The 20,928-nt window shown below is 70.8% G+C and carries 18 protein-coding genes and 1 pseudogene; 12 read left to right on the top strand and 7 right to left on the bottom strand.

Annotation, left to right across the window (positions count from 1 at the left end):
* Positions 1–204 precede the first annotated feature (204 nt).
* Both ACIBCK_RS28065 and ACIBCK_RS28060 read right to left on the bottom strand, forming a co-directional pair.
* Complete coding sequence (locus ACIBCK_RS28065) at positions 205–891, bottom strand: response regulator (RefSeq protein WP_399394669.1); 687 nt, start codon at positions 889–891, stop codon at positions 205–207.
* Positions 888–2,873, bottom strand: coding sequence for an ATP-binding protein (locus ACIBCK_RS28060; RefSeq protein WP_399394667.1), 1,986 nt, complete (start codon positions 2,871–2,873; stop codon positions 888–890). Before ACIBCK_RS28060 ends, ACIBCK_RS28065 begins: the two co-directional genes overlap by 4 nt.
* A gap of 101 nt (positions 2,874–2,974) precedes the next feature.
* Here ACIBCK_RS28060 and ACIBCK_RS28055 point away from each other — a divergent pair, with 101 nt between their 5' ends.
* Together ACIBCK_RS28055 and ACIBCK_RS28050 are read left to right on the top strand one after the other, a co-directional pair.
* On the top strand, positions 2,975–3,100 hold the full coding sequence (locus ACIBCK_RS28055; protein ID WP_399394665.1) for a hypothetical protein: 126 nt from the start codon (positions 2,975–2,977) through the stop codon (positions 3,098–3,100).
* 19 nt (positions 3,101–3,119) lie between these two features.
* Positions 3,120–4,532: a cation:dicarboxylate symporter family transporter gene (locus ACIBCK_RS28050; protein ID WP_399394664.1), complete on the top strand. Its 1,413-nt coding sequence runs from the start codon at positions 3,120–3,122 to the stop codon at positions 4,530–4,532.
* On the opposite strand, the gene ACIBCK_RS28045 is transcribed toward ACIBCK_RS28050, so the two are convergent.
* Entirely contained in the window at positions 4,529–5,167 is a 639-nt protein-coding gene (locus ACIBCK_RS28045; protein ID WP_399394662.1) for a TetR/AcrR family transcriptional regulator, read from the bottom strand. The two genes, ACIBCK_RS28050 and ACIBCK_RS28045, sit on opposite strands and share 4 nt — an antisense overlap.
* A gap of 204 nt (positions 5,168–5,371) precedes the next feature.
* On the opposite strand from ACIBCK_RS28045, the gene ACIBCK_RS28040 reads away from it, so the two are divergent.
* The 3 genes from ACIBCK_RS28040 (at position 5,372) to ACIBCK_RS28030 (ending at position 9,673) form a co-directional block, all read left to right on the top strand.
* A complete protein-coding gene (locus tag ACIBCK_RS28040) occupies positions 5,372–7,114 on the top strand; it encodes an MFS transporter (RefSeq protein WP_399394660.1) in 1,743 nt (580 codons plus the stop codon).
* Positions 7,115–7,855: 741 nt separating this feature from the next.
* On the top strand, positions 7,856–8,326 hold the full coding sequence (locus tag ACIBCK_RS28035; protein WP_399394657.1) for an HIT family protein: 471 nt from the start codon (positions 7,856–7,858) through the stop codon (positions 8,324–8,326).
* Between the two features lie 462 nt (positions 8,327–8,788).
* A complete protein-coding gene (locus ACIBCK_RS28030; protein ID WP_399394655.1) occupies positions 8,789–9,673 on the top strand; it encodes an SGNH/GDSL hydrolase family protein in 885 nt (294 codons plus the stop codon).
* Between the two features lie 33 nt (positions 9,674–9,706).
* Here the strand turns inward: ACIBCK_RS28030 and ACIBCK_RS28025 are convergent.
* Positions 9,707–10,564: pseudogene (locus ACIBCK_RS28025) on the bottom strand (glycoside hydrolase family 16 protein); the annotation flags it as partial.
* A 408-nt stretch (positions 10,565–10,972) separates the two neighbouring features.
* Here ACIBCK_RS28025 and ACIBCK_RS28020 point away from each other — a divergent pair.
* The 7 genes from ACIBCK_RS28020 (at position 10,973) to ACIBCK_RS27990 (ending at position 16,034) form a co-directional block, all read left to right on the top strand.
* Entirely contained in the window at positions 10,973–11,293 is a 321-nt protein-coding gene (locus ACIBCK_RS28020; RefSeq protein ID WP_399394653.1) for a hypothetical protein, read from the top strand.
* Positions 11,272–11,355, top strand: coding sequence for a hypothetical protein (locus tag ACIBCK_RS28015; protein ID WP_399395305.1), 84 nt, complete (start codon positions 11,272–11,274; stop codon positions 11,353–11,355). The genes ACIBCK_RS28020 and ACIBCK_RS28015 overlap by 22 nt, the downstream gene beginning before the upstream one ends.
* Positions 11,356–11,538: 183 nt before the next feature.
* Positions 11,539–12,423, top strand: a complete 885-nt coding sequence (locus ACIBCK_RS28010) for an NAD(P)-dependent oxidoreductase (RefSeq protein WP_399394652.1) — start codon at positions 11,539–11,541, stop codon at positions 12,421–12,423.
* Positions 12,424–12,456: 33 nt separating this feature from the next.
* On the top strand, positions 12,457–12,819 hold the full coding sequence (locus ACIBCK_RS28005) for a VOC family protein (protein ID WP_367045051.1): 363 nt from the start codon (positions 12,457–12,459) through the stop codon (positions 12,817–12,819).
* A 42-nt stretch (positions 12,820–12,861) separates the two neighbouring features.
* On the top strand, positions 12,862–13,254 hold the full coding sequence (locus ACIBCK_RS28000; RefSeq protein WP_399394650.1) for a MerR family transcriptional regulator: 393 nt from the start codon (positions 12,862–12,864) through the stop codon (positions 13,252–13,254).
* A 39-nt stretch (positions 13,255–13,293) separates the two neighbouring features.
* Complete coding sequence (gene trxA / locus ACIBCK_RS27995) at positions 13,294–13,632, top strand: thioredoxin (protein WP_399395303.1); 339 nt, start codon at positions 13,294–13,296, stop codon at positions 13,630–13,632.
* A 161-nt stretch (positions 13,633–13,793) separates the two neighbouring features.
* Positions 13,794–16,034, top strand: a complete 2,241-nt coding sequence (locus ACIBCK_RS27990; protein ID WP_399394648.1) for a HelD family protein — start codon at positions 13,794–13,796, stop codon at positions 16,032–16,034.
* Between the two features lie 25 nt (positions 16,035–16,059).
* Here the strand turns inward: ACIBCK_RS27990 and glgB are convergent, their stop codons facing one another.
* The 3 genes from glgB to ACIBCK_RS27975 all read right to left on the bottom strand — a co-directional run.
* The gene (gene glgB, locus ACIBCK_RS27985; RefSeq protein WP_399395301.1) at positions 16,060–18,294 is read right to left on the bottom strand and encodes a 1,4-alpha-glucan branching enzyme; all 2,235 of its coding nucleotides are present in this window, start codon (positions 18,292–18,294) and stop codon (positions 16,060–16,062) included.
* Positions 18,295–18,453: 159 nt separating this feature from the next.
* Positions 18,454–19,866 (bottom strand): maltokinase, encoded by a 1,413-nt coding sequence (locus ACIBCK_RS27980; RefSeq protein ID WP_399394646.1) that lies wholly within the window; start codon positions 19,864–19,866, stop codon positions 18,454–18,456.
* A gap of 120 nt (positions 19,867–19,986) precedes the next feature.
* Positions 19,987–20,928, bottom strand: a 942-nt coding sequence (locus ACIBCK_RS27975) for an alpha-glucosidase C-terminal domain-containing protein (protein ID WP_399394644.1), incomplete at its 5' end; no start/stop codon positions are given.

Here is a 20,928-nt window from a genome sequence, read left to right as displayed (position 1 = left end):
CTACTGGCCGACGCGGCTGGGTTACCACGCAGGGCGCAACGCGGGGCTGCCCGGTGAACGTAAGGGCGGGTTCGGAGCAAGGTCAATGCCCGTGCGTCGCCCCTTGTCACCAACGTGACAACGTTGTTATTGACAGTGGCGCGCGGACCCTGCCGGGGACGCCGGGTGGTGTGAATCGGCGTACCCGGGCGGGTACTTGGGGCGTCAGGTGTTCGAGGTCAGCCAGCGGTACGCGTACTCGGGGCGGCCGACGTGGCCGTACTGCGGGGTGCGGGCGGCGCGGCCCGTGGTGACCAGGTGCTCCAGGTAACGGCGGGCGGTGATGCGGGAGATGCCCACGGTCTCCGCGGTGGCCGCGGCGGTGACGCCCTCGGGGGGCGCGTCGCGCAGCGCGCGGGTCACTCTCTCCAGGGTGGGGCCGCTGAGCCCTTTCGGCAGGGCGGCGGGGCCCGGCGCGCGCAGGGTGGCCAGGGCGCGGTCCACCTCGTCCTGCCCGGTGGCCTCGCCCGCGGCGGTGCGGAACTCGGCGTACCGGGTGAGGCGGTCGCGCAGGGTGGCGAAGGTGAAGGGCTTGAGTACGTACTGGACCACACCGAGGGAGACGCCTTCGCGTACGACGGCGAGATCGCGGGCCGACGTGACGGCGATGACGTCCGCGCGGTGGCCCGCGGCGCGCAGGGTGCGGGCCAGCTGGAGCCCGTGGCCGTCGGGGAGATGGAGGTCCAGGAGGAGCAGATCCACCTCGGTGCGGTCCAGCGAGCGTCTCGCCTCGGCGGCGCTGTGCGCCTTGCCCACGGCGTGAAAACCGGGGATGCGGTTCACGTAGAGGACGTGGGCGTCGGCGGCCACGGGGTCATCCTCGACGACCAGGACCCGTATCGGCTCAGTCATTTACTGCCTCCGTCCGCTGCGGCCGGTGCGGTGGACGGCTCGGTCCTCGCGGCGGGTGTGCGGGGCGTCTGGCTCTTCACGGCCGGTGTGCTGGGCGTCTCGCTCTCTGCGCCCGGGGTGCGGGACGCCGCGGCCTCCGTGGCTGGTGTGCTGGGCGGCTCGCTCTTCGCGGCCGGTGCGCGGGGCGTCTCGTTTTTCGTGCCCGGCGGGCTGGACGCCTGGCTCTCCGCGGCCGGTGTGCTGGACGGCTCGTCCTCCGCGCCCGGTGTACTGGACGTCGCGCTCTCCGCGGTGGGTGCACTGGAGGCCGCGTCCTCTGCGCCCTCCGCACCGGACGCGGCATCCTCCGCACCGGACGCCGCATCCTCCCCACCCGGCAGCAAGCCCGCCGCCGCCCGCAGGTGTACCTCGAACTCCGCACCGCCTCCGGCCGCCTCCCGCACCGTGAGCGTCCCCTCGTGCTTCGTCACCGTCTGGTGGACCAGGGCCAGGCCGAGGCCGCGGCCCGCCGTGGCCTTTGTCGACCAGCCGCGCCGGAAGACCGCCTCCGTGTGGGCCGGGTCTACTCCGGGGCCGGTGTCGGACACCCGTAGCGTCAGTCCCGCGTCGTCCGCGCGTGCCGTCACCGTCACGCGGGCGGCGGGCGAACCCTGGGCCGCGTCCACCGCGTTGTCGATCAGGTTGCCGAGGACCGTCACCAGGTCTCGCGCCGGCAGGTCCGCGGGGAGCATGCCGTCGTCGATGCTGCTGTCGGCGGAGACGACGAGCTCCACGCCGTGTTCGTTCGCCTGGGCGGCCTTGCCCAGGAGCAGGGCCGCGAGCACCGGTTCGCTCACGGCCGCGACGACCTGGTCCGTCAGCGTCTGGGCCAGTTCCAGCTCGGCGGTGGCGAAGTCGACGGCCTCGTCCGCGCGGCCCAGTTCGATGAGGGAGACCACCGTGTGCAGGCGGTTCGCCGCCTCGTGGGCCTGCGAGCGCAGCGCCCGCGTGAAGCCGCGCTCCGAGTCCAGCTCGCCGGTCAGCGCCTGGAGCTCGGTGTGGTCGCGCAACGTCACCACCGTGCCGCGTCGCTCACCGCTCGACACGGGCGAGGTGTTCACCACGACCACCCGGTCCGCCGTCAGGTGCAGCTCGTCCACCCGCGGCTCGGCAGCGAGCAGCGCGCCCGTCAGCGGTGCCGGTAGGCCGAGCTCGGCGACGTTGCGGCCGACCAGGTCGCCCGATACGCCGAGCAGCTCGCGCCCTCCGTCGTTGATGAGGGCGATGCGCCGCTGCCCGTCCAGCATCAGGAGCCCCTCGCGCACCGCGTGCAGCGCGGCCTCGTGGTAGTCGTGCATGCGGCTCAGCTCGGCGGCGTTCATGCCGTGGGTGTGGCGCCGCAGCCGGGCGTTGATGACGTACGTACCGATGCCGCCGAGCGCGAGCGCCCCCGCCGCGACGCCGAGCAGGGCGAGGAGCTGGCCGCGCGCCTTCTCGCTGATCTCCTCGATGGTGATGCCCGCGCTGACCAGGCCGGTGATGCGGTCCGTGCCGTCGTCGGCGAGGATCGGCGTGACCACGCGCACCGAGGGGCCGAGCGTCCCCGTGTACGTCTCCGTGAAGGTCCGGCCCCGCAGCGCCTGTGCCCGGTGCCCGAGGAAGCGCTCGCCGATCTCGTCCTCGTCGGGGTGGGTCCAGCGGATGCCGTCCGGGTCCATGATCGTAACGAAGTCGACGCCGGTGTGGCGGCGCACGTCGGTCGCGTACGGCTGGAGGGTCCTCGTCGGATTCTCGCCACGCGCGGCCTCCCGTACCGAAGGCGAGTCCGCGACCGCCCGCGCCGCGGCCGTCGCCTGGCGGCGCGCGCCCTCCTCCGCCTGCTGCCGGTCGCTCAGGAACGTGAAGAGGGCGCACCCGGCCACCACGACGGTGACCAGCACGATCTGCATCGCGAAGAGCTGCCCGGCGAGGCTGCGCGGCCGGGGCGGACGGGCGAGGGACATGGGGCCAGTCTGCCTGGCCCCGTAAGTGCGAACTAAATGAACGTAAGGGTGACCGCCCTCACAGGGCGAGAGATAGTCACCGGGATTCGCCTGCCCACGACGTGAGCCGCACGCACGGGCCATACCAGGACGTGAGCCGCACGGACTGGCCGTACCAGGACGTGAAGCCCACGGACTGGCCGTACCAGGACGTGAAGCCCACGCACTGGCCGAAAACGCCGACGTAGTCGTTCAAGGAGGGCCCTCGTGGCCGACACCACCGACAGCCAGGTGACACCGGCACCCGCTGCCAAGCGGGACCGGACCCACTATCTGTACATCGCCGTCATCATCGCCGTGGTCCTCGGTATCGGTGTCGGCCTGCTCGCGCCCGACTTCGCCAAGGAGCTCAAGCCGGTCGGTACCGGCTTCGTGAACCTGATCAAGATGATGATCTCGCCGATCATCTTCTGCACGATCGTCCTCGGTGTCGGCTCCGTCCGAAAGGCCGCCAAGGTCGGCAAGGTCGGCGGCCTCGCGCTCGCCTACTTCGTCGCGATGTCGGTCGTCGCGCTCGCCATCGGCCTGATCGTCGGCAACATCCTGCACCCGGGCTCGGGCATGGACATCAGCGACTCCGAGAAGGGCGCGGGCCACGACGCCGCCGAAGAGGCGGACAAGGGGCTCGTCGACTTCGCGCTCGGCATCATCCCGAAGACGCTCGTCTCCGCATTCACCGAGGGCGAGGTCCTGCAGACGCTGCTCGTCGCACTGCTCGTGGGCTTCGCGCTGCAGGCCATGGGCCGCTCCGGGGAGCCGATCCTGCGCGGCATCGGACACATCCAGCGGCTCGTCTTCCGCGTACTCGGCATGATCATGTGGGCCGCTCCGGTCGGCGCGTTCGGTGCGATGGCCGCGGTGGTCGGCGAGACCGGCACGGACGCCCTGAAGGCCCTCGCCACGATCATGGTCGGCTTCTACGTCACCTGCGCGCTGTTCATCCTGATCGTGCTCGGCACGCTGCTGCGCCTGGTGACCGGCGTCAACCTCTTCAAGCTCCTGAAATACCTGGGCCGCGAGTTCCTGCTCATCCTCTCCACCTCCTCCTCCGAGTCCGCCCTGCCGCGGCTCATCGCGAAGATGGAGCACCTGGGCGTCAGCCGCCCGGTCGTCGGCATCACCGTCCCGACGGGCTACTCCTTCAACCTCGACGGCACGATGATCTACCTGACCATGTCGTCGCTGTTCATCGCCGAGGCGATGGACCAGCCGCTCGGCATCGGCGAGCAGATCTCCCTGCTGCTGTTCATGATGATCGCTTCCAAGGGCGCGGCGGGCGTCTCCGGTTCGGGCATCGCGGTCCTCGCCAGTGGCCTGCAGTCGCACAAGCCGGGCCTGGTGGACGGCGTCGGCCTGATCATCGGCGTCGACCGCTTCATGAGCGAGGCCCGCGCGCTGACCAACTTCGCCGGCAACGCGGTGGCGACGCTCCTGATCGGCACGTGGACCAAGGAGGTCGACCGCGAGCGGGTCGAGCTGGTGCTCGACGGGAAGCTGCCGTTCGACGAGAAGACCCTGCTCGACGACGGCGCCCACGAGCCCGGTCCTGCCGAGCGGGAGACGGTGGACGCCGTGCCGACGCAGCCGGTCAGCACCGAGAAGAAGTCCTTGACGCCTTAGGCGTCGGTGGTCGCCGCTCTCCTGTCGGCGACCCTGGTCACCAGCTCGGTGGCCTGTGAGGCGGGCAGGCCCGCCGCGGTCAGAAACGTGATCGCGGTGGACCTGCCCGCCTTTTCCGCGGGTACGACACCGTCGTTCACGGCCTCCATCACGGCGAACAGAATCCCTTCGAGTACGTAGCCGAGCGCCCGCGTCGGCAGCGGTGACACGAAGGTGCCGTCGTCCAGGCCGCGTTGGAACGTCTCCAGGCCCTCCTCGTGGACGCGGCCGAGCCGTTCGCGGATGGCGCCCATCGTCACGCTCCGCTCGCCGAGGGAGAGCAGCAGGCGGTAGCGGTCGGCGACCTCCCACACGGCGAGCAGCGAACTCGCCACCGCCTCCGCGGGGTCGTCGACGCCGGCGCGGCCCGCGGCGTGCGCGGTCTCCACCGCCGCGATGGCCCGCTCCACGATCGCCTCGACCAGCGCGTCACGGCTGGGGAAGTGCCCGTACACCGTCCGTCGTACGACGCCCGCCGCGCGCGCGATCTGGTCCATGGACGCGTCGGGGTCGCGCAGCAGCTCCGCGACGGCGACGTCGAGGATGCGGCGGCGGTTGGCGTCGGCTCTGACGCTGCTCGCTGGGCGGGGGCTCATGGCCCCCATTCTGCCCACTCGATCCACGGCCCCGTGCCGCGCACTGAGCCGTGCCCGCGCCCCCCCACCCAGCCGTGCCCGCGCCCCCCACTTGCACATACATGTGCAACATCGGGTATCTTGCACAGCAGTGTGTAGTTGCACAAGCGTGTGCAATGCGTGAGCGACAAATGTGTGAGCGACAAACGGGATGGGTGGAATCCGATGCCTCTGCTGATCAAGGAACCGGTCGAACGGATGGACCGTCCGTACGCCCGCCGCTGGTGGGCCCTCGGCGTCCTGTGTCTGAGTCTGCTGATCGCCGTGATGGCGAACACCGCCCTGACGGTGGCCGCGCCCGACATGACCATGGACCTCGGCCTGTCCAGCTCCGACCTGCAGTGGGTCATCGACGCCTACACCGTCCCGTACGCCGCGCTGATGCTGCTGCTCGGCGCGATCGGCGACAAGTACAGCCGCCGGGGCGCGCTGGTGCTCGGCCTGGTGATCATGTCCGTCGGCGCGGGTGCGGGCGCCATGGTGGACAGTTCCACGGCGGTCATCGTGATCCGCGCGGTGATGGGCGTGGGCGCGGCGCTGATCATGCCCGCCACGCTGTCGCTGCTCGCGGCGACCTTCCCCCGCGCGGAACGGGCCAAGGCGATCACCATCTGGGCGGCCACGTCCGGCATCGCGATCGCCGCGGGACCGCTGATCGCGGGCGCGCTTCTTCGCGACAACGGCTGGCACTCGACGTTCCTGATCAACATCCCGGTGGCGGTGCTCGCGATCATCGGCGCGTTCATCCTTGTCCCGCCGTCCAAGGCGGCCCAGCACGGCCGGATCGACTACGTGGGCGGACTGCTCTCGGTCGTCTGGGTCGGCTCCCTGATCTTCATGATCATCGACGGCCCGCACTTCGGGTGGGGCGTGCGGGCGATCTCCGCGGCGGTGGTGGCGGGCCTCGGCCTGATCGCCTTCATCATCTGGGAGCTGAAGCACCCGCGCCCGGTCCTGGACGTACGCAAGTTCACGCAGCGGGGCTTCGCGGGCTCGAACCTGGCCGTGGCGCTCTTCTTCCTCGCGGTGTTCGGCGCCTTCTACTACCTGACCCAGCACCTCCAGTTCGTCCTCGCCTACGACCCGTTGGAGACCGGCGTCCGCATGCTGCCGCTGGCCGGAGCGGTGTTCGTGGGCTCGGCGGTCACCGGGATCCTCGCGCCGCGCATCGGCGGCAAGATCATGGTGGTGGCGGGCATGGTGGGCGGCACGGTCGCGCTCGCCCTGCTCACGCAGATCGAGGCGGGCTCCACGTACGGGGACTTCGTGGCACCGCTGATCATCCTCGGCCTCTCCCTCGGCTTCGCGGTCTCGCCGTGCACGGACGTCATCATGGGCGCCTTCCCCGAGTCGGAACTCGGCGTGGGCGGCGCGGTGAACGACACCTCGCTGGAGCTGGGCGGTTCGCTGGGGATCGCGGTACTCGGCTCGGTCCTCGCGAGTTCGTACGGGTCGAAGCTGGCCGACGAGACCGCCGGGAGCAAGCTGCCCGCCTCCGCGCTCGACACGGCACAGGACTCGGTGGGCGCGGGCAACGGCGTGGCACAGGGCATCGCCGAGCAGGCGCGTGCGCTCTCGGAGAAGGCGGCGGGGGCTTCGTCGCCCCAGGAGGCGGCGCAGCTGAAGTCGCAGGCGCAGGAACTCGCCGGGGGCGCGCACCAGATGGCTGATGCGGTGGGCTCGGCGTTCTCTGGCGCGGTGGCCCACACCAGTCTGATCGGTGCGGTGATTCTGGGGGTGGGGACTGTGGTGGTGGCCTTGCTGTTGCCGGGGCGGCGGAAGGGGGCGCCGGGGGCGGTGGATGCGGGCGGGCCCTCGGCCTCGGAGTCCTCGGAGGCTACGGGGTCCGCGGGGTCCGCGGGGTCCTCGGGGTCCACGGAGGCACCCGAGGCTGCGGGCCGACGGTAGCTGCGCGCCCCGGCCGGGCCCGAGCCGCCGCTCCGCGGCGGATGCTTTCCCGCCCACCCACCGAGGCCCGGCCGCGGCGCCGCTCGGGGCTTGAGCCGCCGCTTCGCGGCGGATGCTTCCCCACCCACCGAGGCCCGGGTGCGGCGCCGCTCAGGGCTGAACCGCCGCTCCGCGGCGGATGCTTTCCTGCCCACCCACCCGATTGCCCCGTGGTGCGGTCGTTGGGGAGGGCAGGCGTCGTTGCCCTACGTCTGGTGTGAGCTGCGGGGCAAACGGGTGGGTGGGCGGGAAAGGTCCGTCGCGAAGCGGCGGGACTCGGTGGCCGTCTGGTGAGAGCTGCGGGGCAAACGGTTGGACGCGGCGGTGGGGCTGGTGCGCCGTCTGGTGTGAGCCGCCGGGAGCACGGGTGGGAGGGCGGGGAAGGTTGCGAAGCGGCGGGCCGGCTGGTGCGTGCTGCCCGGTAAACGGGTGGGCAGGACGGTGGGGTGGTGTTCCGTCAGGTGTGAGCTGCGGGGTAATCGGGTGGGTGGGCGGGAAAGATTCGCCGCGAAGCGGCGGGACGATGGAGGCGGCGTGCCAGCTGGTGTGAGCTGCGGGGTGAACGGGTGGGTGGGTGGGGAAGATTCGCCGCGGAGCGGCGGGATGGTGCTGGGCCGCGGGCCGGCTGGTCGAGCCGCGGGGTGAGCCGGTTAGCTGGACCGGGGGGGCAACGTGTCGCCCCGAGCTGAGGGGAGGAATGACGTGCCGGAGAAGAATCGTGACTGCCTCGCCTGCGCGCTAGCCAGCAGCAGGGCCCCTCCGCCCGGCGGCACCCTGCTGCGCACCCCGCACTGGACCGTAGAGCACTGCGTCGGCACCCTCGGCCTCGGCACCCTCATCGTCAAGCCGCTGCGGCACATCACAGGCGTACACGAGCTCGGCGTCGAGGAAGGCGCCGAGCTCGGTCCGTTGCTCGCACGGGTAACCACCGCCGTACGCACGGCGGTTGGCGAGGAGTGCGAGCAGGTGTACGTCTGCCTCTGGTCACACGCCGGGCGCGTGCCCGGTCACATCCACTTCGTCGTGCAGCCCGCCCGCACCGCCGACATCGATCGCCACGGCGGCGCGTACGGCCCCGGTCTCCAGACGGCGATGCTCGACGAGGGCGCGGAGCCGGAGCAGAGCGCGGTGGAGGAGTTCTGTGCGCGGGTGCGACGCGCGCTGAGGGACTAGAGGGACGAAGGATCCCCCGCGCGGCGAGGGTCCCCCGCGCCGATCGTGGGAGCTCCCGCGCCCATTGAGGGAGCCGTCGCGCCGATTGTGGGAGTCCCCGCACCGAGCGTGGGAGCCCCCGCACCGATCGTGGGAGCCCCCGCACCGATCGTGGGAGCCGTCGCGCCGAGCCTTGGGAGCCCCGCCACCGAGCGCGAGATCCCCCGCCACCGAGCGAGGGCCCCGAACCCGCCCAGCGAAAGCTCCGCCATCCAGGTGGACGCGTGCGCCATCTGTTGACTCTTGTTCAAACCTGCCAGTAACTTCAGCGTTGCACCACCGAGAACCGCCGAAATCCGCTGAAGCCTGCCCAAATCTCCCTCACGGCACGGCTGTTGGCGCCCGCACCTCGCTCGCTCGCTCACTCACTCCTCTCCGAAACTGACCCCCCATCGGATTCATCGGATTCAAAGGAGACTCCAGATGGTGATCCGCGCACGCGCCCTGCGCCTGGCAGCCACCACACTCGCCGCCGCAGGCACCGCCACCCTCGGTCTGGCCGCCGCACCCGCCCAGGCGACCGGCAGTGACCCGCTCGATTACGTGGCCCTCGGCGACAGCTTCAGCGCCGGATCCGGCGTCCTCCCGATCGACCCGACCGCACCCCTCCTCTGCGCGCGCTCGACGGCCAACTACCCGCACATCGTGGCCAACCGGACCAGCGCCCGGCTCACCGACGTGACCTGCGGCGGGGCCCAGACCAAGGACTTCGCGGGAGCGCAGTACCCCGGTGTGGCCCCGCAGCTCGACGCCGTCGACGCCGACACGGATCTCGTGACGTTGACCATCGGCGGCAACGACAACAACACCTTCATCGGCGCGATCGTCGCCTGCGGCTCCGCCGGAGTGCTCTCCGGCGGCAAGGGCAGCCCCTGCAAGGACGCCAACGGGGACAAGTTCACCAAGGCGATCGACACCAGTACGTACCCCGCGCTGAAGAACGCCCTGCGAGCGGTCAAGGCCAAGGCCCCGAACGCGCGCATCGGCGTGCTCGGTTACCCCTGGATCGTGCCGGCACAGGCCGACCGCGCCTGCTTCGCCAAGATGCCGATCGCCACCGGCGACGTCCCCTATCTGCGGGATCTGCAGGCCCACTTGAACAAGACCATGCAGCGCGCCGCCTCCGAGACGGGTGCCACGTTCGTCGACATGGCCGCCGCCTCGGAGGGGCACGACGCCTGCAAGCCGCGGGGTACGCGCTGGATCGAGCCCGTGCTGTTCGGCACGAACTTCGTTCCGGTGCACCCGAACGCCCTCGGCGAGTCCAGGATGGCCGACCAGGCCATCTCCGTACTGAAGCTGGGCTGAGCCGGACCCCGGCCCAGGGCCCGCCTAGGGCCGCTTCGTCCACACCGCCACGTAGTCCACCGCCATCGCCTTCCCCGGCTCCGTCTGTGCGACCGGTGTCGCCCTGCCGGCGACACCGTCGGGGAAGGCGCCGCCCATCGCGACGTTCAGCAGGATGAAGTAGCCCGCGTGCTCCGTCATGTTGGACCATGTGGCCGCGGAGAAGCGGTCCTGGGAGAGCGTGTGGAACTGCTCCCCGTCCACGTACCAGCGCAGTTGGTTCGGCGTCGTCGAGCGGTCCCATTCGAAGCGGTACGTGTGGTACGCCGACTGGCAACTAGCTCCGGGACAGGCGCGGTTGGCGCCAAGCCCTTGCGTCTCGTTGCAGTCGCCGCCCGGGTTCACGCCGCAGTGCAGCACGCCCCAGACCGAGTTGATGCCGTTCACGTTCTCCATCACGTCGAACTCGCCTATCGCCGGCCAGTTCTGGTAGTTGCCGCGGTAGGGCGCGCCGAGGGCCCAGAATGCGGGCCAGTAGCCGAGCGCGCTCTCCCCGGTGATGTCCGGCATCTGGATGCGGCCCTCGATGGCGAGCGTGCCGCCCTCCGGAGCCTTGAAGTCGCTGCGTTTGGTCTCGATGCGGGCCGAGGTCCAGTTCCCCGCGCCGTCCCTGCGCGGGGTGATCCGCAGGCTGCCGTTTCCGTCCAGGGCTAGGTTCTCGGGGGAGTCGGTGTACGACTGGATCTCGCCCGTGCCCCAATTCGCCGGGCCTCCTGGGTAGTTGTGCCCCAGGTCGATCTGCCAGTTGTCGGCGGACGGCCGGGAGTCCGCGGCCCCGTTGAAGTCGTCGCTCCACTCCAGCGACCAGCCCGGCGCGGGCGGCACGTCGCCGCGGGCCGTGCCGGGCGTCATCAGAGCGCCGAGCAGACCGACGGCGGCCAGTGCGGCCAGGACGGGCCCGGTGCGGGGGGACCGGGTGAAGCGACTGATGCGAGGTGCGCGACCGATGAGAGGTGCGCGACCGATGCGCGCGGTGCGAGTGATGCGAGTGGTGCTCATGGAACACCTCCGTGGGGGGAGTGTGCGTACGTATGCGTACGTCCGGAGAGCAGTCTGAGAGCGCTCTCAGACTGCTCTCCGGGTTTTGTAGTTGCAGCCATGCCGGACGTCAATGGGTCCGGCGCCTCAACTCCCCGAACAGGTACGGCAGTTGGATGACGAGCAGGCCGCAGAACGTCGACTTCTGGCGATGTCGACCCCGAGGACCCCGAGGGGCAGTGGGGCGACTACCTGCGGGGTCCGGGCCGGGTCTGCGCGGCCGTGGCCGCGCGGCACGGGAGCGAGGCGCTGGGGGCGTACTTCGACGCGCTCGGGGTGCGGCTGCACGAGCGGGGCGAATGGGACGGCGCCGAGCGCGCACTCGCCGACGCCGGACTGCCCGCGGGGCTCGCCGCGGTGGCCTGGACGCAGGAGTTCGACGACGCCGTGCGAGCCTCGCACGAGCAAGGAATCGAGCTGGTCGGCACCGACGTCGGCACGCCGGTGCTCTCCGTCCAGGGAGTGGGCGCGGTCTCGGCCCGGTCGTCTCGCCCGCACCGAAGGGGGCAGCGGCGGGACGGCTGTGGGACGGGGTGGTCCTGATGGCGGGAGTCCAGGACTTCAGCGAACTCAAGCGGGCGTACGGCGAACTCGACTTCGACTGACCCCTGCCCCCCCTCGCACGCCGCACGCCGCACGCCGCACGCCGCACGCCGCACGCCGCCCGCCGCACGCCGCCCGCCGCCCGCCGCCGATCCCAAGTCCCCCCGCATGCTTACCTCTTCGTAAGTACCTGACTAATTAGTCGGTACTTGTAGGGACGCAGGCGAGCGCCAAGCATGGTCGTCATGACAGAACAGCAGCTCAAGACCCCCGTAACCGTCCTCGGCCTCGGTGCCATGGGACAGGCACTCGCCGGTGCCTTCCTCAAGGCCGGCCACCCCACCACCGTCTGGAACCGCACGCCCGGCAAGGGTGATGACCTCGTGGCCGCAGGGGCCACGCGCACCGACACCGCGGCCGACGCCGTCCGCGCCTCGGACCTGGTCGTCGTCTGCCTCTACGACTACGACGTCTCGCAGGCCGTGCTCGGCCCGATCGCCGCCGACCTGCCGGGGCGCGCCCTGGTGAACCTCACGTCCGACACCCCGGAGCGCTCGCGCGAGGCCGCGGCCTGGGCCGCCGAGCACGGCATCGACTACCTGGACGGCGCCATCCTGGTGCCCGTGACCGTGATCGGCACCCCCGACGCGCTGCTCTTCCACAGCGGCCCGAAGGCCGTGTACGAGCGGCACGAGGGCACGCTCAAGGTGCTCGGCGGCAACACCGTGTACCTCGGTGAGGACCACGGCCTCGCGGCGGTCTACGACAACGCCCTGCTGGACTTCTTCTGGACCAGCATGTCCGGCCTCGTCCACGCGTACGCTCTGGCCGATGCGGACGGTGTGAAGGGCGTGGAGCTCGCCCCGTACCTGGGCGCCCTGATCGCCATCCTCCCGCCGATCATCGAGGAGATGGGCAGCGAGGTCGACTCCGGCAAGTACCCGGGCGAGCAGGCACCGCTCGTCACGGAAGCCGTCAACGTCGACCACATCATCCACGCCTCCGAGCACCGGGGCCTCGACGTGGGCGCCCTGAGCGGCATCAAGGCCGTCCTGGACCGGGCCATCGCCAAGGGGCACGGCGCCGACGGCTGGACGGCCACCATCGAAGCGGTACGCGGCGTACGGTGAAAGTGACCGCCGTCACAGATCAGGAGCCGTGAGATGACTGGTGAACCGAGCTTCTTCGAGATCGGTGTCGAGGACCCGGAGCGGGGGCGGGCCTTCTACGGGGAACTGCTCGGCTGGTCCTTCGAGCCGGGGCCGTCCGGGCACGGGTATGTGATCGGGACCCCGGGTGTGCCGGGCGGCATGCACGGCGGTGACGCGGGGGCAGCGCCCTACCTCTTCTTCCAGGTCGACGACCTGGAGGCCGCTCTGGCCAAGGTCATCAAGCTGGGCGGCACCGTCGAGGCGCCGATCGGTGGCGAGAGCGAGGAGTCGGATGCGGCGTTCGGCCGGTTCCGGCTCTGCAAGGACGACCAGGGGTCGACCTTCGGCCTGCACCAGCCGCCCCGGGCGTCCTGAACGCTGGCCTTGACGCCCACGTCAAGGATTACCGTCGTACGCATGCGCATCGGCGAACTTGCGGAGCGGGCCGGCACCACCACGCGGACCCTTCGGTACTACGAGTCACGGGGACTGCTGCCCGCTCGTCGCAGTGGCAACGGCTACCGCACCTACGACGAGGACGACGTGCGTCTCCTGGAGCAGATCAGGACCCTCCAGGACTTCGGGTTCGGTCTGGAGGAGACGCGGCCGTTCGTGGAGTGTCTGCGGTCGGGGCACCCGGAGGGCGACTCATGCCCCGCCTCGCTCGACGTGTACCGCCGCAAGATCGGTGAACTCGACGCGTTGATCAGCGAGTTGAGTGCGGTGCGCGAACAGGTGAGTGCGCAGTTGGTGCGCGCCGAGGCGGCGGTCCCGGGCGGCCCGGACCCGCAGTGCGAGCTGACGGGCTGACGGGCGACGGGCTGAGGGAGAGGGAACGCGGACATGGGGATGGTCAAGGCCGAGGGTGTGGCCGAGGTGACGGACGCCGACTTCGAGGGCGAGGTGCTCAAGGCGGATCTGCCGGTACTCGTGGAGTTCGGGGCGGAGTGGTGCGGGCCGTGCCGGCAGCTCGCGCCGGTGCTCAGTGAGATCGCGCGCGAGGAGGAGGACCGGCTGAAGATCGTGCAGCTGGACGTGGACCACAATCCGCGGACGGCGATCACGTACGGGATTCTTTCGGTGCCGTCCCTCCTGGTGTTCCGGGGCGGTGAGCCGGTGAAGTCCATGGTGGGCGCGCGGCCCAAGCGCAAGCTGCTCGCCGACCTCGCCGAGGCCGAGGTGCTCTGACGCGCATACGGCGGCAAGCAAGAAAGAGAAAAGCCCCGGACGCATTGGCGTCCGGGGCTTTTCCTGGCGTATATTGGATCCTTTCGCGACCCCTTACCCATTTGGGCACACCGGAATCGCGAGAATCTGTATAAGAGCACTGTAACTGGCGAGGGGCTGAATTGTCAACCGAGGAATTGCGGGAAGAGCAGCAATTCGTCTCCGGGCTGTACGCGCGCCTCGACGCGCTGCGCGAGGAGGCGGAGGCCGCCGTGCAGGCGTCGTTGACGCAGGTGGGCAACGGTCTGCAGGCCAGGCTTGAGCGTGACGTCCTGGTGGCGGAGCGGTCCGGACTGCTGGCCGCCTTCAACGCGGGAGAGAACGGGCTCTGCTTCGGTAGGCTCGAATTCCGCGACGGCCGTGACCATCACATCGGGCGCATCGGAATCCGCGCGTCCGACATCGAACGCACCCCACTCGTGATCGATTGGCGCGCGGAAGTGGCGCGCCCCTTCTATCTCGCGACCGGTCATACGCCGATGGGGCTGCGCAGGCGCAGGCACATCACCACGGAGGGCCGCGACGTGACGGCCCTGCACGACGAGATCCTCGACCTCAGCGACGACACCCGCACCGGCCACGAGGGCGCGGACGCCGACGAGGTGCTGCTCGCCGCGCTCGACTCGGCCCGCACCGGGCGCATGCACGACATCGTGCAGACCATCCAGGCCGAGCAGGACCGCATCATCCGGGCCCCGCACCACGGTGTCCTGGTCGTCGAGGGCGGGCCGGGCACCGGCAAGACGGTCGTGGCGCTGCACCGTGCCGCGTTCCTCCTCTACGCCCACCGCCAGCTGCTCGCCAAGCGCGCGGTCCTCATCGTCGGCCCGAACCCCGCCTTCCTCGGCTACATCAGCGAGGTCCTGCCCGCGCTCGGCGAGACCGGCGTGCTCCTCTCGACGGTCGGTGAGCTGTTCCCCGGCGTGCACGCCACCGGCACCGAAACGCCCGAAGCCGCCGAGGTGAAGGGCCGCGCGGAGATGGCGGACGTCCTCGCCGCCGCCGTACGTGACCGGCAGCGGACCCCGGAGCCCGGCGCCCCCGTGATCATCGAGCACGACGACGGCGACCTCGTCCTGGACTGGACGATCGCGCAGGAAGCCCGGGAGGCGGCCCGTGAGGCGGACGTCCCGCACAACCTCGGGCGCCCGCACTTCGCCTTCCGCGTCATCGACATGCTCACCGAGCAGCTCGCCGAGCGGCTCGGCGCCGACCCGTACGGCGGCCCGAACTTCCTCGGCCCCGACGACATCGCCCAGCTCGGCAAGGCGATCGCCGCCAGCCCCGAAGTACACGCCGCCATCGACGAGTTGTGGCCCCAGCTCACCCCGGAGGGCTTTCTCGCCGACTTCCTGGAGGAGCCGACGCCGCATCTCTCGGACGAGGAGGCCAGGATCGTCCGGCGCGAGCGCGGCGCCGCCTGGACGGCCGCCGACGTCCCGCTCCTGGACGAGGCCGCCGAGCTGCTCGGCAGCGACGACAGTGCGGCGAAGGCGATGGCGGAGGCCGAGCGTGCCAAGCAGATCGCCTACGCCCAGGGTGTGCTCGACGTCTCGTACGCGTCCCGTACCTACGAGTTCGAGGACAAGGACGATGAGGACTCCGAGGTCCTGCTCGCGCACGACATCATCGACGCGGAGCGGATGGCCGAGCGCCAGGAGGAGGCCGACCACCGCAGCGCCGCCGAGCGCGCGGCGGCGGACCGCACCTGGGCCTTCGGGCACATCATCGTGGACGAGGCGCAGGAACTCTCCGCCATGGCCTGGCGGTTGCTGATGCGGCGCTGCCCGACCCGCTCGATGACGCTGGTCGGCGACCCCGCGCAGACGGCGGAGGCCGGCGGCTGCGGCTCCTGGGAGACGATCCTGTCCCCGTACGTCGACGACCGCTGGGAGTACACACGGCTCGGCGTCAACTACCGCACCCCGGTGGAGATCATGGATGTGGCCGCCGAGGTGCCGCGCGCCGAGTACCCCGAGTTCCAGCCGCCCAGCTCGGTGCGGTCCACGGGCGTGCTGCCCTGGGCGCGCCGCACCGACGACCTCGCCGCGGCCGTGGCCGACGCGGTGGCGGACGAGACGCGGGACGAGGGCCGCCTCGCGGTGATCGCCCCGCGCGAGCTGCATGAGCGGCTCGCCGGAAAGCTCCCCGGTGTGACGGCCGGGGAGGCCCCGGACCTGACGCGGCCGGTCGTCCTGATCGACCCGCGTCAGGCGAAGGGCCTGGAGTTCGACACGGTCCTGGTCGTGGAGCCGGGCCGCTACGGCACGAGTGACCTGTACGTGGCCCTGACCCGGGCCACACAGCGCCTCGGCATCCTGCACGCCGAGGAGCTGCCGGTGGCGCTCAAGCGGTTCGACTAGCGAGCAGTTCGCCCAGGGCGCCGCCTCACACGGGTCGCAGCCACACCGTGGCCAGCGGCGGCAGGGTGAGGCGCAGGGACGCGGGGCGGCCGTGCGACGCCACCGGCTCGGTCTTGACCGGGTCCGGGTTGGTGACGTCGCCGCCGCCGTAGCGTGCCGCGTCCGTGTTCAGGACCTCGTGCCAGGCGGTGAACTCGCCGGGAACGCCCAGGCGGTACTCGTGCCGCACCACCGGCGAGAAGTTCGAGACGGCCAAGAGGGGCGCCTCGTCCGTCTCCTCGGCGGCGTACCGCAGGAACGCGAAGACGTTCTCCTCGGCCGCGTCACCCTCGACCCAGGCGAAGCCGCCCGGGTCCGTGTCACGCTGCCAGAGCGACGGCCGGCCACGGTAGACGGTGTTGAGGTCGCGCACGAGGTCGCGTACGCCCCGGTGGTCGGCCTCCGCCCCGTAGGCGGGATCGAGCAGCCACCAGTCCGGTCCGTGCCCCTCGGCCCACTCGGCGCCCTGCGCGAACTCCTGCCCCATGAAGAGGAGTTGCTTGCCCGGGTGGGCCCACATGAAGCCCAGGTAGGCGCGGTGGTTGGCGCGCTGCTGCCACCAGTCGCCCGGCATCTTCGACACCAGGGACCGCTTGCCGTGCACGACCTCGTCGTGCGAGATCGGCAGGACGTAGTTCTCGCTGTACGCGTACACCATCGAGAACGTCATCTCGTGGTGATGGAACCTGCGGTGCACGGGCTCCTTCGTCACGTAGTCGAGCGAGTCGTGCATCCACCCCATGTTCCACTTCAGACCGAAGCCGAGGCCGCCGAAGCCGCCGGGGCCCTGGTGGTGCGTCTCGCGGGTCACGCCGTCCCAGGCGGTGGACTCCTCGGCGATCGTGACGACGCCGGGGGCGCGGCGGTAGACGGTGGCGTTCATCTCCTGGAGGAAGGCGACGGCGTCGAGGTTCTCGCGGCCCCCATATATGTTCGGGGACCATTCGCCGTCCTCGCGCGAGTAGTCGAGGTACAGCATGGAGGCCACGGCGTCGACGCGCAGGCCGTCGATGTGGAACTCCTCGCACCAGTAAGTGGCGTTGGCGACAAGGAAGTTGCGGACCTCCTTGCGGGCGTAGTCGAACTCCAGGGTGCCCCAGTCGGGGTGCGCCGCCCGGTTCGGGTCCTCGTGCTCGTACAGCGTCCGACCGTCGAACTCCGCCAGCGCCCAGTCGTCGCGCGGGAAGTGCGCGGGCACCCAGTCCATCAGGACGCCGATGCCCGCCCGGTGCAGCGCGTCGACCAGGAACTTGAAGTCGTCGGGCGTGCCGAGGCGGGCCGTCGGCGCGTAGAAGCCGGTGACCTGGTAGCCCCAGGAGCCGCCGAAGGGATGCTCGGCGACGGGCATCAGCTCGACATGTGTGAACCCCAAGTCGGACACGTATGCCGGGAGTTGCTCGGCGAGCTGGCGGTAGGTCAGGCCTGGTCGCCAGGAGGCGAGATGCACTTCGTAGACGGAGAACGGTGACGCGTGCACCGGCAGCTCGGCCCGGCGCACCAGCCACTCCGCGTCATGCCACTCGTGGTGCGACTCGTGCACCACCGAGGAGTTCGCGGGCGGGACCTCCGTACGGCGGGCGAGGGGGTCGGCCCGCAGCGTCTTCGTGCCGTCGGGCCGGGTGATCTCGTACTTGTAGAGCTCGCCCTCGCCGACGGACGGCACGAAGAGCTCCCAGACGCCGCTGCCGCCGAGCGAGCGCATCGGGAACCCGGAGCCGTCCCAGAAGTTGAAGCTCCCCACCACGCGCACGCCGAGGGCGTTGGGCGCCCACACCGTGAAGCGGGTGCCGGTCGCCCCTTCGTGCACCATCGGGCGCGACCCGAGCGCGTGCCACAGCTGCTCGTGCCGTCCCTCGCCGATCAGATGCAGGTCGAACTCGCCGAGCGCGGGCAGGAAGCGGTACGCGTCGTGGATCTCCAGTTCGGCGTCCTCGTACGTGATGTGGAGCCGGTAGTCGGGGACCTCGCGCAGCGGGAGCACCCCGGAGAAGAACCCGTCACCGTCGTCGTGCAGCTCCGCCCGCAGATCCTTGGCGACGACGGCGACGGAGCGGGCGTAGGGCCGCAGCGCGCGGAAGGCGATGCCCTCGCGCACGACGTGGGCGCCGAGCACGCCGTGCGGGTCGTGGTGCGTGCCGTCCAGGAGACGGGCACGGTCGGCCTGGGAGACGGGCGACGCGGGGCGGCCGGACTGCGGCGGCTGTCCAGGTTGCTCGGGCAGCCTCGGCTGCTTGGGCTGCTTCGGTTGCTTCTGCTGGGGCGGCCGGGGCGCCCGGTCGGTGGGCTCCGGTTTCCGCTTGCCCTTCTTGCTGGCCTCGTCGGACGGTTTGCGCGGCTGCGGGCGGGGGGTCACGGGGGGAGCCTCCTCGGCGATGGCGGGTCAGTGGGCTTCGGTGGCGGGGCCGTTCGTGGCGAGGCGTTTGATCGCGGCGAGGGGTACGGGGAGCCAGTCGGGGCGATGACGGGCCTCGTAGAGGACTTCGTAGACCGCCTTGTCCGTCTCGTAGGCGCGCAGCAGCACCGGGTCCATACGCGGGTCACGGCCGGTGACCTCCGCGTATCCCGTGCAGTACGCCGCCCGGCAGTCGCCCGCCCACTCGGGCGCCCATGGCTCGTGGGAGCGCGCCGCGTAGTCGAAGGACCGGAGCATGCCCGCCACGTCGCGCACCGGATGCTGCGGCATCCTGCGCTCGGCCGGCGGGCGTGAGGGCTCGCCCTCGAAGTCGATGACCGACCACTCCCCGGCGGGCGAGCGCAGGCACTGCCCCAGGTGCAGGTCGCCGTGGACGCGCTGTGCCGTCCAGGTCTCCTCACCTCGCCCCAGGTCGGCGAGCGCCTCGTAGGTGGTGTGCAGGGCGGGCGCGTACGGCTGCAGGGCGGGCACCGCCCTGGCCGCCGTGTCCAGGCGTTCGGCCATGCCCTCGGCGATCAGCTCCAGCTGGGTGCGGCCCAGCGTGACGGTGGGCAGTGCGCGGGCCAGCGCCAGATGCACCTCGGCGGTGGCCCGGCCGAGCGCCCGCGCCTCACCGCTGAAGTCCCGCTCCGCGGCGAGCTCCCGCAGGGCCAGCTCCCAGCCGTCGACCGTGCCCTTCAGGTAGGGCTGGAGCACCCCGAGTACATGTTCGTCGTCCCCGATGTCCGCCAGGAACCAGGCGGCGGGCGCGGGGACCTGCGGACAGCCGTCGCGGGAGAGCATCAGGGGCAGTTCCAGGTCCGGATTGGTGCCGGGCACCACGCGGCGGAACAACTTCAGAATGAACGTATCTCCGTACACGAGCGAGGAGTTGGACTGCTCGGCGGTGAGCAGGCGCGGTGCCAGGTCGTCGGCTATGTCCTTGCGCGGGTCGCGCTCGAAGCGGAGCTTGCCGACGCGTGCCCGCACCCGCAGTGCCTCAAGGAGGAAGCCGGACATACGGGAGTCGTGCAGCGCTTCGTAGAGCGTGAACCCGGCGAGGGGCCCGCGCGTCACGTGTCCGATCAGCGCGGGCGCGAGCCGAGGTGGCAGCTCACGCCGTACGCCGAGCAGGAGTTGATAGCAGTCGGCCGGTTGCGCGGGCGTATCGCCGCCCTGCTCGGGCACCTGGGGCTGCCGGACCCGGAGGAGCAGATGCAGGAGCCCCAACTCGGCGGTCGGTGGCAGGAGTTCGGTTGCCGCGACCAGGTTGAAGTCGGTGATGGGGCGGCCTTTGCCCGCGAACCAGCGCTGCCGTGGCAGCCACGCGCGCAGGAGCGGATCGAGCGAGGCGAGCAGCGCGTCCGCGGTGATCCCCGGGCGGGTGACGGCTTCCGACATGGCGTCGCGTCCTTTCCGCGGTGCGGACAAGGGAGGAGTGCGGGAGTGCCGGTTGTGCGGGGAGAGTGCCCAGGGCGGGGCGGCGGAAACCGCCCCGCACCGGTGTAGCAGGGGTGGAGCCTACGCCGCGTCCCTGCGCAGCCGGAACCAGTAGAAGCCATGTCCGGCGAGAGTCAGCAAGTAGGGCAGCTCGCCGATGGCCGGGAAGCGCACCCCGCCGATCAGCTCCACCGGGTGCCGGCCGTTGAAGGCCTGCAGGTCCAGCTCCGTGGGCTGCGCGAACCGCGAGAAGTTGTGCACGCACAGCACGAGGTCGTCCTTGTACTCGCGCAGGAACGCGATCACCGCCGGGTTCGACGAAGGGAGTTCCGTGTACGAGCCGAGTCCGAAGGCGGGGTTCTGTTTGCGGATCTCGATCATCCTGCGGGTCCAGTGCAGGAGTGAGGAGGGTGATGACATGGAGGCTTCCACGTTGGTGACCTGGTAGCCGTAGACGGGGTCCATGATCGCGGGGAGGAAGAGACGTCCGGGGTCGCAGGAGGAGAAGCCCGCGTTGCGGTCGGGGGTCCATTGCATGGGGGTGCGTACGGCGTCGCGGTCGCCGAGCCAGATGTTGTCGCCCATGCCGATCTCGTCGCCGTAGTAGAGGATCGGCGAGCCGGGCAGGGACAGGAGCAGGGCGGTGAAGAGTTCGATCTGGTTGCGGTCGTTGTCCAGGAGGGTGGCCAGGCGGCGGCGGATGCCGATGTTGGCGCGCATGCGGGGGTCTTTGGCGTATTCCGCGTACATGTAGTCGCGTTCTTCGTCGGTGACCATTTCGAGGGTGAGCTCGTCGTGGTTGCGCAGGAAGATGCCCCATTGGCAGCCGGCGGGGATGGCGGGGGTTTTCGCGAGGATTTCGGAGACGGGGTAGCGGGATTCGCGGCGGACGGCCATGAAGATGCGGGGCATGACGGGGAAGTGGAACGCCATGTGGCATTCGTCGCCGCCGTCTTTGAAGTCGCCGAAGTAGTCGACGACGTCCTCGGGCCATTGGTTGGCTTCGGCGAGGAGGACGGTGTC

Origin of the sequence: Streptomyces sp. NPDC051218 (assembly GCF_044455475.1) — a bacterium.
Taxonomy (GTDB): Bacteria; Actinomycetota; Actinomycetes; order Streptomycetales; family Streptomycetaceae; genus Streptomyces.
Note: the sequence above shows the minus strand (reverse complement) of the source record. Positions and strands in the feature narration are given on the sequence as shown.

Excerpts from the sequence above, each read along its gene's own strand:
- ACIBCK_RS28065 (WP_399394669.1), bottom strand. The coding sequence starts at position 891 with ATGACTGAGCCGATACGGGTCCTGGTCGTCGAGGATGACCCCGTGGCC.
- ACIBCK_RS28060 (WP_399394667.1), bottom strand. The coding sequence starts at position 2,873 with ATGTCCCTCGCCCGTCCGCCCCGGCCGCGCAGCCTCGCCGGGCAGCTC.
- ACIBCK_RS28045 (WP_399394662.1), bottom strand. The coding sequence starts at position 5,167 with ATGAGCCCCCGCCCAGCGAGCAGCGTCAGAGCCGACGCCAACCGCCGC.
- ACIBCK_RS28040 (WP_399394660.1), top strand. The coding sequence starts at position 5,372 with ATGCCTCTGCTGATCAAGGAACCGGTCGAACGGATGGACCGTCCGTAC.
- ACIBCK_RS28030 (WP_399394655.1), top strand. The coding sequence starts at position 8,789 with ATGGTGATCCGCGCACGCGCCCTGCGCCTGGCAGCCACCACACTCGCC.
- ACIBCK_RS28010 (WP_399394652.1), top strand. The coding sequence starts at position 11,539 with ATGACAGAACAGCAGCTCAAGACCCCCGTAACCGTCCTCGGCCTCGGT.
- ACIBCK_RS28005 (WP_367045051.1), top strand. The coding sequence starts at position 12,457 with ATGACTGGTGAACCGAGCTTCTTCGAGATCGGTGTCGAGGACCCGGAG.
- ACIBCK_RS28000 (WP_399394650.1), top strand. The coding sequence starts at position 12,862 with ATGCGCATCGGCGAACTTGCGGAGCGGGCCGGCACCACCACGCGGACC.
- trxA (WP_399395303.1), top strand. The coding sequence starts at position 13,294 with ATGGTCAAGGCCGAGGGTGTGGCCGAGGTGACGGACGCCGACTTCGAG.
- ACIBCK_RS27980 (WP_399394646.1), bottom strand. The coding sequence starts at position 19,866 with ATGTCGGAAGCCGTCACCCGCCCGGGGATCACCGCGGACGCGCTGCTC.